Genomic DNA, 17,951 nt, shown 5'->3' with positions numbered 1-17,951 from the left:
TTGATTTTAGTTGTTTATTGCTTGATGAATTGGCTCCGATAGGTTTTCCCCGAAGACAGGGCTTCGATGAAATAGGTACCCGTTGAGAATGCGTCTACATTGATTGTGGAAACATTCGTTTGATGGATGCATTTCCCAGAGAAATCATAAATCTTGATCTGTTGGACTGAATCCTTATGGGGCAATTCGACGTGGAGCAGGGAAGTGGCCGGATTCGGATAAATACCCAACCCTGGGTTTTCAAATTCGGTGGTTGCCAAGTTATCGGAACCCAATTTCACGATCCAATAATCGCTGTTACCATGGTGCCCCGTCACATCGCCGTTGGAAGACCATGCGAAACCACAAACGGCAAATCCGTTGTCATTGGTCTTGAGTATCGTTTTTGAGGCATCGGCATTGGTGCCACCCATACATTTTTGCCACAAGATTTGTCCGGCCGATCCAATTTTGCCGATCCAAAAATCGGTTGAACCGTGGTTGCCAATTACGTCGCCATTGGTGGAAGCTGCTTTGCACGAAAAAACAAAATTTCCATCGGGCATTTCAAGGATGTTGCTACCAAATTCCCCATCAGAAACGACCACATCCTCGGCTGTACCGCCATAGCAGCGCTGCCACTGCAAATTTCCGGATGCATTGAGTTTGAGTACCCAAAAGTCTGAGGCACCGTGATTGGAAGTGACATCCCCATCATTCGATCGGGTAAGGCCGGTGGCAATATAGCTTCCGTCGGACAAATATTTAATCGTATTGGCGGCTTCTTGGTTACTGCCGCCAAAAGTCTGTTGCCATTGAATGGCACCCGTAGCGTTGGTCTTAACTACCCAGATGTCAAACAATCCATTGGTATCGGTGACATCACCGCTAAAATTGCTGGTGTAGGCTTCTCCGATAAAAACACATCCGCCGTCAGGGGTCAGGTCTAAATCCGAAAACTTTTCAAACCCCGTGCTGCCATAGCAATGTTCCCAAAGGATATTTCCGGAAGCATCCAAATGCAACACCCATGCGTCATTTGTTTGCGGGTTGTGATTGGACCCCACATCACCGTCAGATGAAGTGGTTTCACCTACAACCATGTAAGTGCCATCGGCCAATTGTTTGGTACTTTTGAAGTAATCCGATTGCGTTCCGCCGTAGCACCTGCTCCACAATACATTGCCGGAAGCATCCGTTTTGATGGCAATGCCATCAGTCAGATTGTTGTGGTTTCCAACGGCATGCCCATTGATTGAGTTGGTTGTGCCCACCATAAAATAACCACCATCGGCTGTTTGGATGATGCGACTGAACCAATCGTTGAGCGAACCGCCGTAATTTTTTTTCCATTGAAGCGTGCCGTTAGCATCGAGTTTAACGATCCAGAAATCGGAACCGCCCAATTGGTTGGCCACATCGCCATCATTTGAAGTCGTTAAGCCGCCAACGATATAACCGTTATCGGTTGTCTGCACCATATCATAAGCTTGATCTGATGACGTACCACCAAAACATTTTTGCCATTGGATGGCGGGCGCTTGTGCCATGGCAAGACAGGAAAAGCCTGCCAAAATTGTAGTGTAAATTCTTTTCATCAATTTTTCAATTTAAACCGTTGGATTTTTCCGGTTTCCGTCTTCGGCAACGTTTCCATAAAATGGATCTCGCGCGGATATTTATACGGCGCGGCCACATTCTTGAACCATTCCTGGATCGCCTTGGCTTTTTGATCCGAAGCCTGCATTTGGTCTTTCAAGACGATGTGCGCGCAAACAAGCATGCCGCGTTCCTCATTGGGCAACCCGACGACAGCGCATTCGGCGATGTCCTCATGCATGAGCAATACGTTTTCGACTTCGATCGCGGCAATGTTATAACCCGAGGAAATGATCATGTCGTCGCCACGCGCCACGAACCAGAAATAACCGTCTTCGTCCTGGCGAAAAACATCGCCTGTGATGTTCCATTTGTTTTCGACGTATTCCTTTTGTTTATCGGGCGAATTCAGGTATTTGCAACCTGTAATGCCGCGAACGGCCAGTCTCCCGGGCTCATTGGTCGGCATTTCGTTTCCTTCGCTGTCGATAATTTTGGCCTCGTAACCATGAATGGGCAGACCCGTCGCGCCCTTGCGCATATTGCCTTCGTGTGAAGAAATAAAGATATGCAATATTTCGGTCGATCCGATGCCGTCGATGATCTTTAATCCCGTGGCATTGTAAAAATCCTCCCAAACTTTCAAAGGCAAAGTTTCGCCGGCCGACACGCATTTCCTGAGTGATGAAATGTCGTAATCCTTGATCAAGGTCGTGATGATTCTCCAGGCCGTCGGTGCGGTAAAACAAATGCTGACCTTGTGCTCCGAAATCGCTTTGAGCAATAGCTCAGGCGATGGTTTCTCGATCAGAAAAGTCGAGGCGCCGTAGTAAAACGGGAACAAAACCAATCCGCCAAGGCCAAACGTAAAGCCCAGCGGCGGACTTCCGGTAAAAATATCTTCGGGTTTGGGTTGGAGTGAATATTTGGGGAAGGCTTCGCAGATGAGCAAAATATCGCGGTGGAAATGCGAGGTCATTTTGGGTTTTCCGGTCGTTCCCGAGGTAAATCCGATCAATCCGATCGAATCGGCCATCGTGTGATAGTTATGGAACGTTTTAGGCTTGGACGTCATCCATTCTTCCAATTGCTGCGCGCTTTCATTCGAACCATCGAAATAACAAACCTGTTGGAGGAACGGCGATGGGACCTGTGCCATTTCATCCTTCAAACGATAATCGCAGAACGCATGCGAAATCTCGGCGCTCTCGATCATTACCGTCAATTCCTTTTCGCGCAAGAGTGGCATCGTGGCCACGACAATCCCGCCGGCCTTGAGTACGGCAAACCAAATAGCGACAAACATCGGGTTGTTGGCGCCGCGGATCAATACACGGTTTCCAGAAACCAAACCCAAATCTTCGGTCAATACGTGGGCAATCTGATTCGATCTGTCGAACAAATCCTGATAGGTCCAGGTCTCGGTAAACGTGCGGATGGCAACAGCATTGCCACGGCCTTCCTTGATGTGATTATCCAATAATTTGTCGACACAGTTCAAACTTTCCGGGAAACGGAAATCGGGATGTTCCAAAATATAGTCGGGTTGCAATTCCTGTGGCGGCAAATGTTCATGTGCAAAATTGTCGTTGTAATGTTTCATTGGTTTGGTGCGTAGTTATTTTTTATGGCTTTCGGGTTTGAGCGCTTTCTTCATGCCTTCCTTTTCCTTTCGTTCGCTTTGGCGCAAAGGAAACAAATGCGAAACCCCCAAATGGTATTGGTTCGGGATGTCATCGGGTTGGAATTGCTCATAAGCCTGTGCATTGCGGACAAAATACGGGTCAAGCAACAGCGGTTTCCCGAGTGCGACCAGGTCGGCACGGCCGTTGAGCAGGATCGTATTGATCTGGTCGATGTCCTGGATGAAACCCGTCGTAAGGGTTGGAATGCCGGCCGAGTTGCGCACCAGATCCGAGAACGGCGTTTGCCACATTCTGCCCACCTGCGGTTTTTGGTGTGACACGGTATTTCCGGTGGAAACGTTGATGATATCGGCACCGGCATCTTTAAAAGCATTGGCAATCGTGATTACTTCTTCTGGAGAAATACCATTCTCTGCCCAGTCGGAGGCAGAAATCCTGACCGACATCGGTTTGTCCGGGTTAAAGACTTCGCGCATCGAACGGAACACTTCCAGTGGAAATTTGAGTCGGTTTTCGATGCTGCCGCCGAATTCATCTTTGCGGTGGTTGGTCAATGGCGAAAGGAACGAAGCCAATAAAAATCCGTGGTGCGCCTGCAATTCGACCATATCGAAACCGGCTTCGTCTGCGTTGACAGTGGCGTTGACAAACTCCGCAACGATCTTGTGCATGTCGGCCGAATCCATTTCCTTGGGCACCGGCATGTTTTCCTTGAATGGGATGGGCGAGGCCGAGATCAATTCCCAGCCTTTGTTCTCGAGCGGAATATTGCTGCCTACCGAAGGCACATTGACCGAGCCTTTGCGCCCCGAATGCCCGAGCTGGATTCCGATTTTGGACTTGCTGTTTTTGTGGATAAAATCGGTGATTTGTTTCCACGCAACCACTTGTTTATCAGACCATATTCCAGCACAACCTAAAGTGATTCGTCCTGTTTTGGAAATCGCGGTCATTTCGGTAATGATGAGCCCGACACCGCCAGTGGCACGTGCGCCGTAATGCACCAAATGCCAATCGGATACAAGCCCGCTTTCTGCCGAATATTGTCCCATCGGAGCCATCACGATGCGGTTTTTCAACTGCATGCCGCGCAGGCTGAATGGTGTAAATGCGGCCGGTGTACCGAACTTGAAGTTGCCATTGGCCGAATTGAATTCCGTCAATACTTTTTCGGTAAACGACTGATCGCGCAATGCCAAATTCTCAAAAGTTACTTTCTTCGCACGCGTCATCACCCCAAACGCAAACTGCATAAAGTCGTGCTGCATGTGGCGTTCCATGTTCTCGAACCAATCGAGCGACACATTGGCCGCATGCTGGATTTGCTCGACACGGTTGCGGCGCAGTTTTTCGTAATGCTCGAACGCCTTTTGCTTGTCGGTTCCGAAAGCGATGACCGAATCGGCGAGCGCAATGGCGCATTCCATCGCGAGTTTGGTTCCCGAGCCGATCGAGTAGTGGGCGGTTGCCTTGGCATCACCGAGCAGTACAATATTGTCCTTGTGCCACTTTTCGTTGGTGATTGTCGGGAATTGGCGCCAGTGCGATTTGTTCGAAATCAGGCCGTGTCCGTCGAGTTCTTCTTTGAATATTTCGGATAATTTTTGGATTGTATCGGCCTCATTGGTGGTCTCAAAACCGGCCTTTTCCCAGGTTTCGGGCGTGCATTCGAAAATCCACGTACTCATGCCTTCCTGGTACTGATAGGTGTGGGCCACGAAAGTGCCGTACGGCGTCGAGCGGAAGAAATAGGTAAACGCATCGAGCGGCTTGGTCGAACCGAGCCAGACGAATTTGTTTTGCTGCAAGATGGTTTTCGTACCGAAATCGGCGGCGAATTGCTCACGGATGAAGCTATTGATACCATCGCAAGCCACGATGTAATCGGAATCCTTGAACTGCGACAAATCATCGACATTGGCCTCGAAATGCAGATTGACGCCTTCCTCGGTACAGCGCTGTTGCAGCAATTGAAGCAAGGTTTTGCGCGAACAGCCGCAGAATCCGTTTCCGGTGATGCGTACCACTTCGCCGTCGCGCGCTACATCGAGATCGTCCCAATAGGCAAAACTGCCGCGGATGAGTTCGTACGATTTGGGATCGCGCGAGAGGAATTCACTCAAGGTCTCATCCGAAAATACGACACCGAAACCGAAACTGTCGTCGGCCTTGTTTCTTTCATAGACATCGATTTGTGCTTTAGGATTTGCTTTTTTCACAAGGATGGAAAAATACAAACCGCCGGGGCCACCGCCAATTACTGTAATCTTCATTTTTATATGGGTCTTTTGATGGTAAAAATTTCTCCTAGTTTGGCATAGTTCGCCCCGGCCAATCTTGAAACCGGGCGATACGTCTGCATGTTGATTTTGTAATCGTCGAGCAAGACGCTTTCGTCGATGTGGAACAACACGATCCGGCCGACCACAATCGTCGCACCGCCATTTTTATGGTCTTCGAGTGTGTAATGGTGGACGACTTTGCATTCCATCGTGATCGGGCTTTCGGCCACGCGGAACGGTTTGACCTTGACCGACGCAATAGGGGTAAGCCCGCCGAGTTCAAACTCATCGACATCGGGCGGCACCATTTCTGAAGTGCGGTTCATGCGCTCGACGGTATCTTCGGTGACCATGTTGACGACAAATTCGCCTGTGGCCAGTACGTTATTGAGGGTGTCTTTATTGGTATTGTTCGGACGGATCGTCGAAAACATCACATGCGGCGGATCTTCGCCTACGGCATTGAAATACGAAAAAGGGGCGAGGTTGGGAATGCCTTCGGGGCTGATGCTCGAAATCCAGCCGATGGGGCGTGGAATCACACTTCCGGTTAATAGTTTATAGACCGCTCGAGGGTCGATTTCCTGCGGATCAATATGCATGGTTGGTTGTTTTTACAAATTAAGTAAAAATCTGGCGTTTGCTCAATCGTTTTCGGTAAACAATTCTTGAAATTTTTAACAGGGTTTGCAACTTGTCTGAAAAATCGGTAGAACATCGTTCGCGGTTTTGTCGGTTCGATTTTTTTTCTAATTTAGAAAATTATAACCCCTTAACTATGAGCCAAACATCTGCAAAAGGAATCTGGAAAGTCATCACAGCTTCTTCTATGGGTACCTTGATCGAGTGGTACGATTTCTACATTTTCGGCAGCCTTGCCGTGGTAATTTCCACCAAATTTTTCCCAGACAGCAACCCGACGGCGGCATTTTTGTCGACATTGGCCACTTTTGCGGCGGGTTTTGTGGTACGTCCGTTTGGCGCGTTGTTCTTCGGGAGGCTTGGCGATTTGATTGGCCGAAAATACACTTTTATGGTGACGCTGATGCTCATGGGCGGGGCGACATTCCTGATTGGCTGTGTGCCCAGTTTTGAAAGCATCGGCTATCTCGCGCCGGTTTTGGTACTGATCCTACGTCTGTTGCAAGGATTGGCTTTAGGTGGCGAATACGGCGGCGCGGCAACTTATGTGGCCGAGCATGCGCCCAAAGGACAAAAAGGGTATTGGACTTCATGGATCCAGACGACCGCGACCGTAGGCTTGTTTGTTTCGCTAATGGTCATTTTGGCTACACGGACGGTTTTGTCCGAAAGTGCATTCGACCAATGGGGCTGGCGCGTACCGTTCTGGGTTTCGATATTGATGGTGTTCGTGTCGTACCTAATCCGCAAGAAAATGGACGAATCGCCCGAATTCGCCAAAGCCAAGGCCGAAGGAAAAACCAGCACCAATCCTTTAAAGGAAAGTTTCGGCAACCGCTACAACCTCAAATTTGTGTTGCTCGCCTTGTTCGGCGCGACGATGGGGCAGGGCGTGGTTTGGTATACGGGGCAGTTTTATGCAATGAGCTTCATGAAAACCGTAATGAACATCGATTCTTCGCAGGTGGATGGCCTGCTCGGCATCGCCTTGCTATTGGGCACCCCGTTCTTTGTCATTTTTGGATGGCTCAGCGATAAGGTGGGACGCAAAAGCGTCATGATGGTCGGGATGCTATTGGCGATTGTACTCTATCGTCCGATTTACCAGAAAATGTACGATACGGTCGATGTCAAGCATAAAACCGAAATAACCAAAGAAGCCAGCAGCGAACCCGACGCCGACCAGAATCTAATCATTACCACCAAAACCCAATACAATGACGGCACGACTTTAAAAGTCACCAGCACCAAAGACATCAATGGACGGTCGGCCAAACCCGACGCCAAAACGCTCCTGATCAATTCGCACGACAAATGGCTGCTTATTTTTCTGGTCTGGATCCAGGTCATTTTCGTGACGATGGTCTACGGCCCGATTGCGGCTTTCCTCGTCGAAATGTTCCCGGTCAAGATCCGCTACACTTCGATGTCGCTGCCGTACCACGTCGGCAACGGGATTTTCGGCGGATTGCTTCCGGCAATTTCGACTTATCTGGTCACGAATGCCAAGGAAGCCGGCGATGCACAGTTTTACCTAGAAGGATTGTGGTATCCAATCATCATCGCCTCGATCAGCTTTGTGATCGGGATGATTTACATCGACAGAAAAATCAATACCTTACACGATTAATTATGAACGCGATCAAAAGAATACTCGGCATCGTATGGCTCGCACTGGCTTTGGCCGCGGCCTATTTCTGCATTTTCATTTTTGGCTTGCCCAAATTGGAGACCGGCAAACAGGACGATCTGGTTTTTGGGATCATCATCCTGTTCATCCTGACCCCTTTGATTGTGCTGGGGCTTGGAACCTTTGGATACTACGCGCTTAAAGGCGAGTACAATGATTGAGACGCATTGCCGCAGTAGATTAATTTTTATATTTTTACCGTCGGCGCGATGATCTCCCATCTGCTTTTGACCCCTTAAAAAATGCTGTTCAATACGTTTGATTTTGCGATTTTCCTCCCGATAGTATTCCTGCTTTATTGGTTTGTCGTCGGCAAAAGTCTCAAGGCACAAAACCTGTTGCTGCTGGTAGCGAGCTATTATTTCTACGCTTGCTGGGATTGGCGGTTTTTGTTCCTGCTGATTTTCTCGACGTTTTTGGATTATTACACAGGAATCAAGATGGAGCAGGCCAAGCAGTTCCATTTCAAGAGATTCTGGTTCTGGCTCAGTATTTCGGTCAACCTGGGTTTCCTGGGCGTGTTCAAGTACTATGATTTCTTTGCCCAGTCCTTTGCCGAAAGCGTGGCGCAATTGGGATTCCAGGTCAGCCCGTCCACGCTCGGCCTGATTCTTCCCGTGGGCATTTCGTTTTACACTTTCCACGGATTGTCGTATGTGATCGACATTTACAAACAGCGCATCCACGCCGAGCGCAATTTTGTCGATTATGCCGTCTTTGTGAGCTTTTTCCCTTTGCTTGTGGCAGGACCGATCGAACGCGCCACGCATTTGCTCCCGCAGATCAAGTCCAGGCGTGTTTTCAATTACGAGCAGGCCATAGACGGTTTGCGGCAAATCCTTTGGGGGTTGTTTAAAAAAATCGTCGTTGCCGACAGTTGTGCGCATTTTGCCAATGAAATCTTCAACCAATCGGGCGATTATTCGGGCAGCACATTGCTCGTGGGCGCCATTTTCTTTACGTTCCAGATTTACGGCGACTTCTCGGGCTATTCTGATATTGCGCTCGGAACGGCGCGTTTGTTTGGCGTCGAACTGCTGCGCAATTTCGCCTATCCTTATTTTTCACGCGACATCGCCGAATTCTGGCGCAGGTGGCACATTTCGCTCTCGACCTGGTTCCGCGATTACCTGTACATTCCGCTCGGCGGCAGCAAAGGCGGCACCTGGATGCGTGTGCGCAATACGTTCATCATTTTTCTGGTCAGCGGATTTTGGCATGGCGCCAATTGGACGTTTATCGTTTGGGGCGGACTCAATGCCTTATACTTCCTGCCTTTGTTGCTGACCAACAAGAACCGCGACAACCTCGAAATCGTCGCTCAGGGCAAAATATTTCCGTCCCTCAAAGAAACGTTCCAGATGGTATCGACATTTGCGCTTACGGTGCTGGCCTGGATCTTTTTCAGGGCCGAAAGCGTCGGTCATGCGTGGTCCTATTTGTCGGGTATCTTTAGCCGCTCGTTGTTTTCGGTCCCCGAAGTGCGACCGACCAATATCTTTGTGATTTTGGGACTGTTTATGCTGATCGAATGGGCGGGAAGACAACACAAATTTGCGATTGAAGGCATCGGTTACCGGTTGAACCGTCCGGTGCGTTATGCGTTTTATTATGTGCTGATCGTCTCGATCTTTTATTTTTCGGGTAAGGAGCAGAATTTCATTTATTTCCAATTTTAGCATGAAAAAATTCCTGTCCCGAATATTGTGGTTTTTGGCGCCGATCCTGTTGTTGGCCTATCCGCTAGACCTTTATTTTTCGGATCGATTGCTCCAGGCGCATTTCGAGACGGGCGAAATCGAGGTCAACCGCGACATCTACGGCGGAAAACTTCGTTGCGACGTGGCAGTTTATGGTTCCTCGCGCGCTTGGGTGCATTTCAATTCGCAGATGATGGAAGACTCGCTTTCCCAAAAAATGTACAATTTCGGGATCGATGGACACAACTTCTGGTTGCAATACCTGCGCCATCTGGAATTCACCAAACGAAACCCCAAACCCAAAACGATCATTCTATCGCTCGATGCCTTTTCGATGCAAAAACGCGTCGACCTCTACAATCCCGACCAATTCCTCCCGACCATGCTGTGGAACAGGCAAGTGTACCAATACACGCATACAATGGAAGGTTTCGCGGCTTATGACTACTTTGTCCCACTGATCCGTTACGCCGGGCAAAAAGACGCCATCGACAAAATCACAAAGATCGTTTGCGGTGTTCCGATGACCCCGATCAGGCAGAAAGGATTTGCCGGCATGGACATGACTTGGACCAAAGACATGGAATCGGCTTTGGCCTCGCAAAAGAAATATGTGATCGCATTCCATGCGCCGACCATGCGTTTGTTCGAACGTTTTGTCGCCGAATGCCAAAAGGCTAATATTGATCTGATTTTCGTCTATGCCCCCGAATACATCCAGGGACAACGGTTCGTGGCCAATCGTCAGCAAATGATGGATTATTACCAAAAAGTCGCCCAAGCCAACCAAATTCCTTTTCTTGATTTTTCATCCGACCCCATTTGCCAGCAAAAATCGCTGTTCTACAACGCCAGCCACCTGAACAAGACCGGCGCCGATCTGTTCACGCAAAAATTAATCACGCGCCTAAAGCCCATTCTGAAAAAATAATGCTATTGCAATCGATTGCAAATCGCTAAATTTGTTTGATACCAACGAAACCATACCATGAGTTACTACAAAATCGAAAACCTGGAACAATACTTCAAGCATTACAATAAATCGATCCGCGAACCACGTAAATTCTGGGGCAAGATTGCCGAGGAAAATTTTACCTGGTACCAGCAATGGGAAAAAGTGGTCGAATTCAATATGGCCGAAGCCGACATCAAATGGTTTGTTGGCGCCAAGGTCAACATCGTCAAGAACTGCATCGACCGTCATTTGGCCCGACGCGGCAACAAGACCGCCTTTATCTTCGAACCCAATGACCCGAGCGAACCCGCCCAGCACATCACCTATACCGAACTGCACCAACGCGTCTGCAAAATGGCCAATGTACTGCGCGAACAAGGCATCGGCAAGGGCGACCGCGTCTGTATCTATTTGCCGATGATTCCCGAACTCGCGATTTCGGTTTTGGCCTGTGCGCGAATCGGGGCGATCCATTCGGTGGTTTTTGCGGGATTTTCATCTTCCGCCGTTGCAACAAGAATCAACGATTCCGATTGCAAGATGGTCATTACGGCCGATGGCGGCTACCGCGGCAACAAGACGATTGACCTTAAAGGCATCATCGATGAAGCGCTTCAGAATTGCCCATCGGTAAAGAAAGTCCTGGTAGTTAAACGCACGAATACGCCGGTCAACATGAACCCGAGCCGCGACCAATGGCTGCAACCGTTGCTCGATGCCGCTTCAGACAACAACGTCGCCGAGATCATGGACGCCGAAGATCCGTTGTTTATTTTGTACACTTCGGGCTCGACGGGAAAACCCAAAGGCATGCTGCACACGACCGCCGGTTATATGGTGTACATGGGCTACACGTTCAAGAATATTTTCAATTACGAAGAAAACGATGTGTTCTGGTGTACGGCCGATATTGGCTGGATTACCGGACATTCCTATATTGTGTACGGTCCGCTGCTCAATGGCGCGACGACGGTCATTTTCGAAGGTATTCCGTCTTACCCTGATTTTGGAAGATTTTGGGAAGTCATCGACAAGCACAAGGTAACGCAATTTTATACCGCACCGACTGCCATCCGTTCGCTCGCCAAGGAAAATTCTTCCTGGGTCGACAGCCATGATTTGTCGTCGCTCAAACTGATCGGTTCGGTAGGCGAGCCGATCAACGAAGAAGCCTGGCATTGGTACAACGACCATGTCGGCAAAAAGAAATGCCCGATTGTCGATACCTGGTGGCAAACCGAAACCGGCGGCGTGATGATTTCGCCGATTCCGTTCGTTACACCGACCAAACCGACTTATGCGACCTTGCCCTTACCCGGAATCCAGCCGGTGCTGATGGATGAGACGCGTACCGAAATCGAAGGCAACCAAGTCGTCGGGAGCCTGTGCATCAAATTCCCATGGCCATCGATTGCGCGTACGATCTGGGGCGACCACCAACGGTACAAAGACACGTATTTCTCTACTTTCCCGGGCAAATATTTCACAGGGGACGGTGCTTTGCGCGATGAAGTCGGTTATTACAGAATCACCGGCAGGGTAGACGATGTCGTCATCGTTTCGGGCCACAATCTCGGCACGGCACCAATCGAAGATGCCATCAATGAACATCCGGCCGTAGCCGAATCGGCGATTGTTGGGTTTCCGCACGACATCAAAGGCAATGCGCTTTACGGATTCATCATCCTCAAAGAATATGGCGAGTCCCGCGATCGCGACAACCTGCGAAACGAAATCAACCAGCATGTCTCTAGCCATATCGGCGCGATTGCCAAACTCGACAAGATCCAGTTCGTGTCGGGCTTGCCCAAGACGCGTTCGGGTAAAATCATGCGCCGTATTTTGAGAAAAATAGCCGAAGGGGACTTTTCCAACTTTGGCGACACGACGACTTTACTCAATCCAGAAATTGTAGAGGAAATCAAGAACGAAAGGGTATAACCGACCTTTATCATCTGAGGTTGCAGGCCGAATCGGGCGGAGCCAATTGTTAAATTATATAAACTTTTGCGTTTATATGCAACAGTTGAATTGGCCGAATTGCCTAAATTCGTTCCTATGGAAGCAAACCAAACAGTAATCATTGCAGGGGGCGGGCTCGCTGGGCTAACCGCTGCCATCCACTTATCCAAGATTGGGATTGCGGTGACTTTGGTCGACAAAAATGAATTTCCCAAACACAAGGTTTGTGGCGAATACATTTCGAATGAAGTGCTGCCGTATTTGAACTGGTTGGGCGTGAATCCCGAAAACCTGCATCCGGCGCACATTTCCAAGATCGTATTTTCTACCGGTAAGGGTAAAAAACTCGACGGCGATTTGCCGCTCGGAGGTTTTGGGCTGAGCCGTTACGCGCTTGATTTTTACCTGTACCAGATTGCCCTCGAGTATGGCTGCCAGGTGATTCGTGAAACCATCACCTCGATTGATTTCAAGGACAATCGGTTTTCTGTGGCGCTTTCCAACGACCAGATCCTTCAATCGGAAATGGTCATCGGCGCCTTTGGCAAACGCTCCAACATCGACCAGAAAATGCACCGCCATTTCATTGGCAAGAAATCGCCGTGGCTTGCCGTAAAAGGACATTTTAAGGGAACGCTTTCGGATGATGTCGTGGGCTTGCACAATTTCCGTGGCGGGTATTGCGGGGTTTCCAAAGTCGAAAATGACATCATCAACATTTGCTATCTGGCCGATTTCCCAACATTCAAAGCCTATAAAAACATCGACGAATACCAAAAAGAAGTACTGTATCAAAATCCCGAACTCAAGCAGGTTTTTGAAAATACCGAACCGATATTCGACAAACCGATGACCATCAGCCAGATTTCGTTCGACAAAAAAGACTGTGTCGAAAACCACATCCTGATGATTGGCGACACGGCCGGACTCATCCATCCACTGTGCGGAAACGGCATGGCGATGGCGATCCACAGCGCCAAAATCGCCTCGGAACTGATCGGACAATATTTCAATGGCGCAATCACCTCGCGTGAAAGCCTCGAAAAACAATACACGATGACCTGGAACAAGCAATTCAGTTCCCGACTCCGCATCGGCAGGTGGCTGGGCAGTCTGTTGCAACGGCAAACATTGTCTGAATGGGCATTGAATGTTGTCGCCTTCTTCCCATCGCTTCTGCCCAAAATCATCCGCCATACGCATGGCAAACTTTTAACCGTACCGCAACCATGATGATCGACACCCGATTCAGGACCAACCAGCCAGAAATCATGGACGATTTGTCTATGGAAGGCGAGGCTTTGCGCGATACGCTCGATGAGATTGCCGGTATCAATCGACTGCTCGGCGGCAACCGCATCACACGCAAAGGAGTCGAGCGGTTGCTCAGGAAAATCCCGAAATCGGAAGAAATCACGATTGTCGATTTGGGCTGCGGCAACGGTGACATGTTGCGGATGCTGTCGGATTATGCCGCTAGGAATGGTTGGGTTTTCAAGCTGATCGGTATCGATGCCAATCAGGATGCTATCTGTTATGCCCGTGAGTTGTCGGCGCTTTATCCCAACATCATTTACCTTTCCGAAAATATCTTTGGTGAAAACTTCGAGAAACTGGAATACGATATTGCGCTGTGCACTTTGACGCTGCACCATTTTGACGACGAGCAAGTAATCCGGCTCATGCAACAATTGAAACAACGCGCCAGTATCGGCGTAGTGGTCAACGATTTGCACCGAAATGTCTTGGCTTACCGGCTTTTCCAGTTGGTCGGCTTCGTATTCCGATTAAAAGCGATGCCCAAAAGCGACGGGCTGGTGTCGATCTTAAGGGGATTCAAAAGGGAAGAATTGGTTGGGTTTTCAAAAAAATTAAACACTAAAAATTACAGCATCCATTGGAAATGGGCCTTCCGCTACCAATGGATCATTTCAAAAATATGAGTGTAAAAATCATTTCGGTGGCCAAGCAATTGCCACAGTATTCGCGTCAAACACAAGACATCATTCCGCTGCTCGACGGCTGGCTCGAGGGGCAGGAAGACCGTTTTGTACGCAAAGTCAAGAAGATTTTCGAAGGCGCCGCGGTCGACAAACGTTATTCGATCATGGAACCGACCGAGGTTTTTACGGCCACTTCGTTCGAGGACAAAAACGACATCTATGCGCGCGAAGCCATTGTGCTGGGCGAGCAGGTGTTGCAAAAAGCACTTGCCAAAGCGGGCTGGCAACCACAGGATCTGGATTACATCATTACCGTGAGTTGCACGGGCATCATGATTCCTTCGCTCGATGCGTACCTGATCAACAAATTGCAGTTGCGTCAGGACATTGTTCGGTTGCCCGTTACCGAAATGGGTTGTGCCGCCGGGATTTCCGGAATCATCTATGCCAAGAATTTCCTGCAATCCAATCCGGGCAAACGCGCCGCGGTGATTGCGGTTGAAAGTCCTACGGCAACCTTCCAGCTCGAGGATTACTCGATGGCCAATGTGGTCAGTGCGGCCATTTTTGGCGACGGCGCGGCCTGTGCGCTGCTGTCTTCCGATGAGCGCGAAACGGGACCCGAGGTCATCGCCGAGGAAATGTACCATTTTTATGAAAATGAACACATGATGGGCTTCAAACTCACCAATTCGGGCTTGCAGATGGTTTTGGATGTGGATGTTCCCGAAACGATTGCGTCGCATTTCCCCGACATCATCCATCCGTTCCTAAAAAAGCAGCACTTGGAAATCAACGACATCGATCATTTGATTTTCCATCCGGGTGGAAAAAAAATCATCCAATTGGTCGAAGAATTGTTCTCTGATTTGGGAAAGAATATCAATACCACCAAGGAAATCCTGCGTTTGTACGGCAACATGTCGAGCGCCACGGTATTGTATGTCCTGGAAGACATCATGGACAATGAACCGCAGAAAGGAGAAAAAGGTTTAATGCTGAGTTTTGGCCCCGGGTTTTCAGCACAACGCGTTTTATTGCAATGGTAAGGGATTTTGCCAACAGCGGTTATTGGGCCATCGTGCTCGGCGGCAGCAGTGGCCTCGGGCTTGCGGCGGCCAAGAAACTGGCGCAACACGGCATGAATTTGTGTATCGTGCACCGCAATCCGCGTACGGAAATGGAGCAGGTACAAGCCGAATTTACTTCGATCAAATCCAACCGCATCATGTTTGTCGATTTCAACGCCGATGCGTCGAATGCCGAAAAGCAACAGCAGATCATTGCCGAAATCAAAACCAAAATTGGCAAGAAAGGCAGCATCCGCTGTTTGTTGCACAGCATCGCCAAAGGAAATCTCAAACCCATGGCGGGCGAAAACCCGCTGTCGAATGATGATTTCCAGGTGACTTTGCAGGCCATGGCACTGAGTTTATACGACTGGACTAAGGCGGTTTACCAAACCGGTTTGTTTGCCAAAGATGCGCGTGTGCTGTCGTTTACGAGCGAAGGCAGTTACAAAGCCTGGCAAAATTACGGCGCGGTTTCGACAGCCAAGGCGGCGCTGGAAGCCATCTCGCGCAACATCGCCTTGGAGTTTGCCCCATACGGAATCCGGGCCAATTGCATTCAGGCCGGCGTAACCGATACGCGTTCGCTGCGCATGATTCCCGGAAGCGAAAAACTGATCGAATATGCGCAACAACGCAATCCTTTTAAAAAACTGACGACCCCCGAAGACGTGGCCGGCGTGGTCTACCTGCTTTGTAAAGACGAAGCGGCTTGGATCAATGGCGCCGTGATCCCGGTCAACGGTGGCGAACATATCAATTGATGGACAAAAATGAAATCATAGCCAAGCTGCCTTATTCGCCTCCATTTTTGTTTGTGGACGAACTGACCCGTATCGATGAGAATGGGGCAGAAGGGACGTACCAATTGGACGAAAATGCCGATTTTTACAAAGGGCATTTCAAAGGCAATCCGGTTACGCCCGGGGTTATCTTAACCGAAGTGATGGCGCAAATCGGACTGGTTTGTCTGGGTATCTTTTTATTGGATGATGAATTGAAATCAACAACCACAATTGCCTTATCTTCAATAGAAATAGATTTTTTAAAACCCGTATTTCCGAATGAAAAGGTGACGGTTATTTCTGAGAAAATTTATTTCCGTTTCGGCAAACTCAAATGTCAGGTCACCATGAAAAATGAAAAAGGCGAAGAAGTATGCAACGGAAAAATCGCCGGAATGATTACATCAAAAATACAAGAATTATGAAACGCAGGGTAGTCATTACCGGGCTTGGCATTGTTGCTCCAAACGGGGTCGGGATCGAGGCGTTTCTGGATGCCATTCAACAGGGAAAATCGGGAATCCGTTTCGACCAGCAATTGGCCGATTTGCAATTCTCGTGTCAGATTTCGGGAACCCCACAGATTTCAGAAGAAAAGAAACTCGATTATTTAACCGAACTCGAACTGCGCAATTTTGCCGCCACCGGAATCCTATACGGCGTCATGGCCGGAATCGATGCCTGGAAGGATGCGGGCTTACCTGTAGAAAATAACCCAAGCCCGGATTGGGACAGCGGGACGATTTTCGGAACCGGGACCTCTGGCATCGAAAAATTCCGCGAAAGCATCTATAAGATTGACGAATTGCAAACCCGTCGATTGGGCAGTACCGCTGTGGCACAAACGATGAACAGTGGCGTAAGCGCTTATCTGGCCGGCAAACTCGGGCTTGGCAATCAGGTCACGACCAATTCCTCGGCCTGTACCACAGGAACGGAAAGCATTTTGATGGCGTTTGAAAGGATCCAGTCGGGAAAGGCCAAACGCATGCTGGCCGGCGCCACGAGCGATTCGGGACCTTACATCTGGGGCGGGTTCGACGCGATGAAGGTCTGCACTTTCAAGCACAACGATGCACCCGAACAAGGTTCAAGGCCAATGAGCGAAAGCGCTTCGGGTTTTGTACCGGGCAGCGGGGCAGGTGCCTTGTTATTGGAGGACTTGGAATCGGCTTTGGAAAGAGGCGCACGTATTTACGGCGAAATATTGGGCGGCAACATCAATTCTGGCGGGCAAAGAGGACAGGGCACGATGACGGCGCCCAATTCCGAAGCGGTACAGCAATGCATCCGTTCAGCGATAAAAGAGGCCGGGATTTCGCCTGCCGAAATAGAAACGATCAACGGCCATTTGACCGCAACTTCCAAAGACAGCCTCGAGATCGAAAACTGGAGCAAGGCATTGGGACGAAGCGGCAAGGATTTCCCTTACATCAATTCATTGAAATCGACCGTCGGGCATTGTTTGTCGGCTGCAGGTGGCGTTGAAAATGTCGCTGCGGTTTTGGAATTGTACCATGATTTTGTCTTCCCAAATAGAAATTGTGAAGATTTGCATCCCGAAATTACAGCGATTGTGGATCCATCACGGATTCCGCATCATATCCTCCAAACTCCAATCAATGTAGTCGCAAAAGCCAGTTTTGGTTTTGGAGATGTCAACGGATGTGTTATCTTTAAGAAGTTTAAAAAATAACC

15 protein-coding genes are annotated in these 17,951 nt (G+C 49.2%); 11 read left to right on the top strand and 4 right to left on the bottom strand.

Annotation, left to right across the window (positions count from 1 at the left end; genetic code table 11):
• Window positions 1-14 precede the first annotated feature (14 nt).
• From QM717_RS16735 to QM717_RS16720, 4 genes are read right to left on the bottom strand one after another with little or no spacing between them, the layout of a single operon-like run.
• Window positions 15-1,577 carry a T9SS type A sorting domain-containing protein gene (locus tag QM717_RS16735; RefSeq protein WP_415039203.1) on the bottom strand — a complete coding sequence of 521 codons (1,563 nt, stop codon included), beginning with the start codon at window positions 1,575-1,577 and terminating at the stop codon, window positions 15-17.
• Window positions 1,577-3,181, bottom strand: a complete 1,605-nt coding sequence (locus QM717_RS16730; protein WP_415039201.1) for an AMP-binding protein — start codon at window positions 3,179-3,181, stop codon at window positions 1,577-1,579. The genes QM717_RS16735 and QM717_RS16730 overlap by 1 nt, the downstream gene beginning before the upstream one ends.
• 15 nt (window positions 3,182-3,196) lie before the next feature.
• On the bottom strand, window positions 3,197-5,497 hold the full coding sequence (locus QM717_RS16725; RefSeq protein ID WP_415039199.1) for an FAD-dependent monooxygenase: 2,301 nt from the start codon (window positions 5,495-5,497) through the stop codon (window positions 3,197-3,199).
• A gap of 2 nt (window positions 5,498-5,499) precedes the next feature.
• Window positions 5,500-6,108, bottom strand: a complete 609-nt coding sequence (locus QM717_RS16720) for a flavin reductase family protein (RefSeq protein WP_415039197.1) — start codon at window positions 6,106-6,108, stop codon at window positions 5,500-5,502.
• Between the two features lie 176 nt (window positions 6,109-6,284).
• Between QM717_RS16720 and QM717_RS16715 the strand changes: the two genes are divergently transcribed.
• From QM717_RS16715 to QM717_RS16665, 11 genes are all read left to right on the top strand, one after another.
• Complete coding sequence (locus QM717_RS16715; protein ID WP_415039195.1) at window positions 6,285-7,778, top strand: MFS transporter; 1,494 nt, start codon at window positions 6,285-6,287, stop codon at window positions 7,776-7,778.
• Between the two features lie 2 nt (window positions 7,779-7,780).
• A complete protein-coding gene (locus tag QM717_RS16710) occupies window positions 7,781-7,999 on the top strand; it encodes a DUF6814 family protein (RefSeq protein WP_415039193.1) in 219 nt (72 codons plus the stop codon).
• Between the two features lie 81 nt (window positions 8,000-8,080).
• Window positions 8,081-9,517, top strand: a complete 1,437-nt coding sequence (locus QM717_RS16705; protein ID WP_415039191.1) for an MBOAT family O-acyltransferase — start codon at window positions 8,081-8,083, stop codon at window positions 9,515-9,517.
• A 1-nt stretch (window position 9,518) separates the two neighbouring features.
• Window positions 9,519-10,469 (top strand): hypothetical protein, encoded by a 951-nt coding sequence (locus tag QM717_RS16700; RefSeq protein ID WP_415039189.1) that lies wholly within the window; start codon window positions 9,519-9,521, stop codon window positions 10,467-10,469.
• Between the two features lie 57 nt (window positions 10,470-10,526).
• Window positions 10,527-12,434, top strand: a complete 1,908-nt coding sequence (acs, locus tag QM717_RS16695) for an acetate--CoA ligase (protein ID WP_415039187.1) — start codon at window positions 10,527-10,529, stop codon at window positions 12,432-12,434.
• Between the two features lie 117 nt (window positions 12,435-12,551).
• Entirely contained in the window at window positions 12,552-13,688 is a 1,137-nt protein-coding gene (locus QM717_RS16690; protein WP_415039185.1) for an NAD(P)/FAD-dependent oxidoreductase, read from the top strand.
• Window positions 13,685-14,398, top strand: coding sequence for a methyltransferase domain-containing protein (locus QM717_RS16685; RefSeq protein WP_415039184.1), 714 nt, complete (start codon window positions 13,685-13,687; stop codon window positions 14,396-14,398). The genes QM717_RS16690 and QM717_RS16685 overlap by 4 nt, the downstream gene beginning before the upstream one ends.
• Window positions 14,395-15,447 (top strand): type III polyketide synthase, encoded by a 1,053-nt coding sequence (locus QM717_RS16680; protein WP_415039182.1) that lies wholly within the window; start codon window positions 14,395-14,397, stop codon window positions 15,445-15,447. The genes QM717_RS16685 and QM717_RS16680 overlap by 4 nt, the downstream gene beginning before the upstream one ends.
• On the top strand, window positions 15,441-16,232 hold the full coding sequence (locus QM717_RS16675; RefSeq protein ID WP_415039180.1) for an enoyl-ACP reductase: 792 nt from the start codon (window positions 15,441-15,443) through the stop codon (window positions 16,230-16,232). The genes QM717_RS16680 and QM717_RS16675 overlap by 7 nt, the downstream gene beginning before the upstream one ends.
• Entirely contained in the window at window positions 16,232-16,678 is a 447-nt protein-coding gene (locus QM717_RS16670) for a 3-hydroxyacyl-ACP dehydratase FabZ family protein (protein ID WP_415039178.1), read from the top strand. Before QM717_RS16675 ends, QM717_RS16670 begins: the two co-directional genes overlap by 1 nt.
• Window positions 16,675-17,949, top strand: coding sequence for a beta-ketoacyl-[acyl-carrier-protein] synthase family protein (locus tag QM717_RS16665; RefSeq protein ID WP_415039176.1), 1,275 nt, complete (start codon window positions 16,675-16,677; stop codon window positions 17,947-17,949). The genes QM717_RS16670 and QM717_RS16665 overlap by 4 nt, the downstream gene beginning before the upstream one ends.
• Window positions 17,950-17,951: the final 2 nt, after the last annotated feature.

This window comes from Flavobacterium sp., assembly GCF_047602195.1.
Lineage (GTDB): Bacteria > Bacteroidota > Bacteroidia > Flavobacteriales > Flavobacteriaceae > Flavobacterium.
The sequence above is the reverse complement of the archived record's forward strand: the minus strand, read 5'-3'. Positions and strand labels throughout refer to the sequence as shown.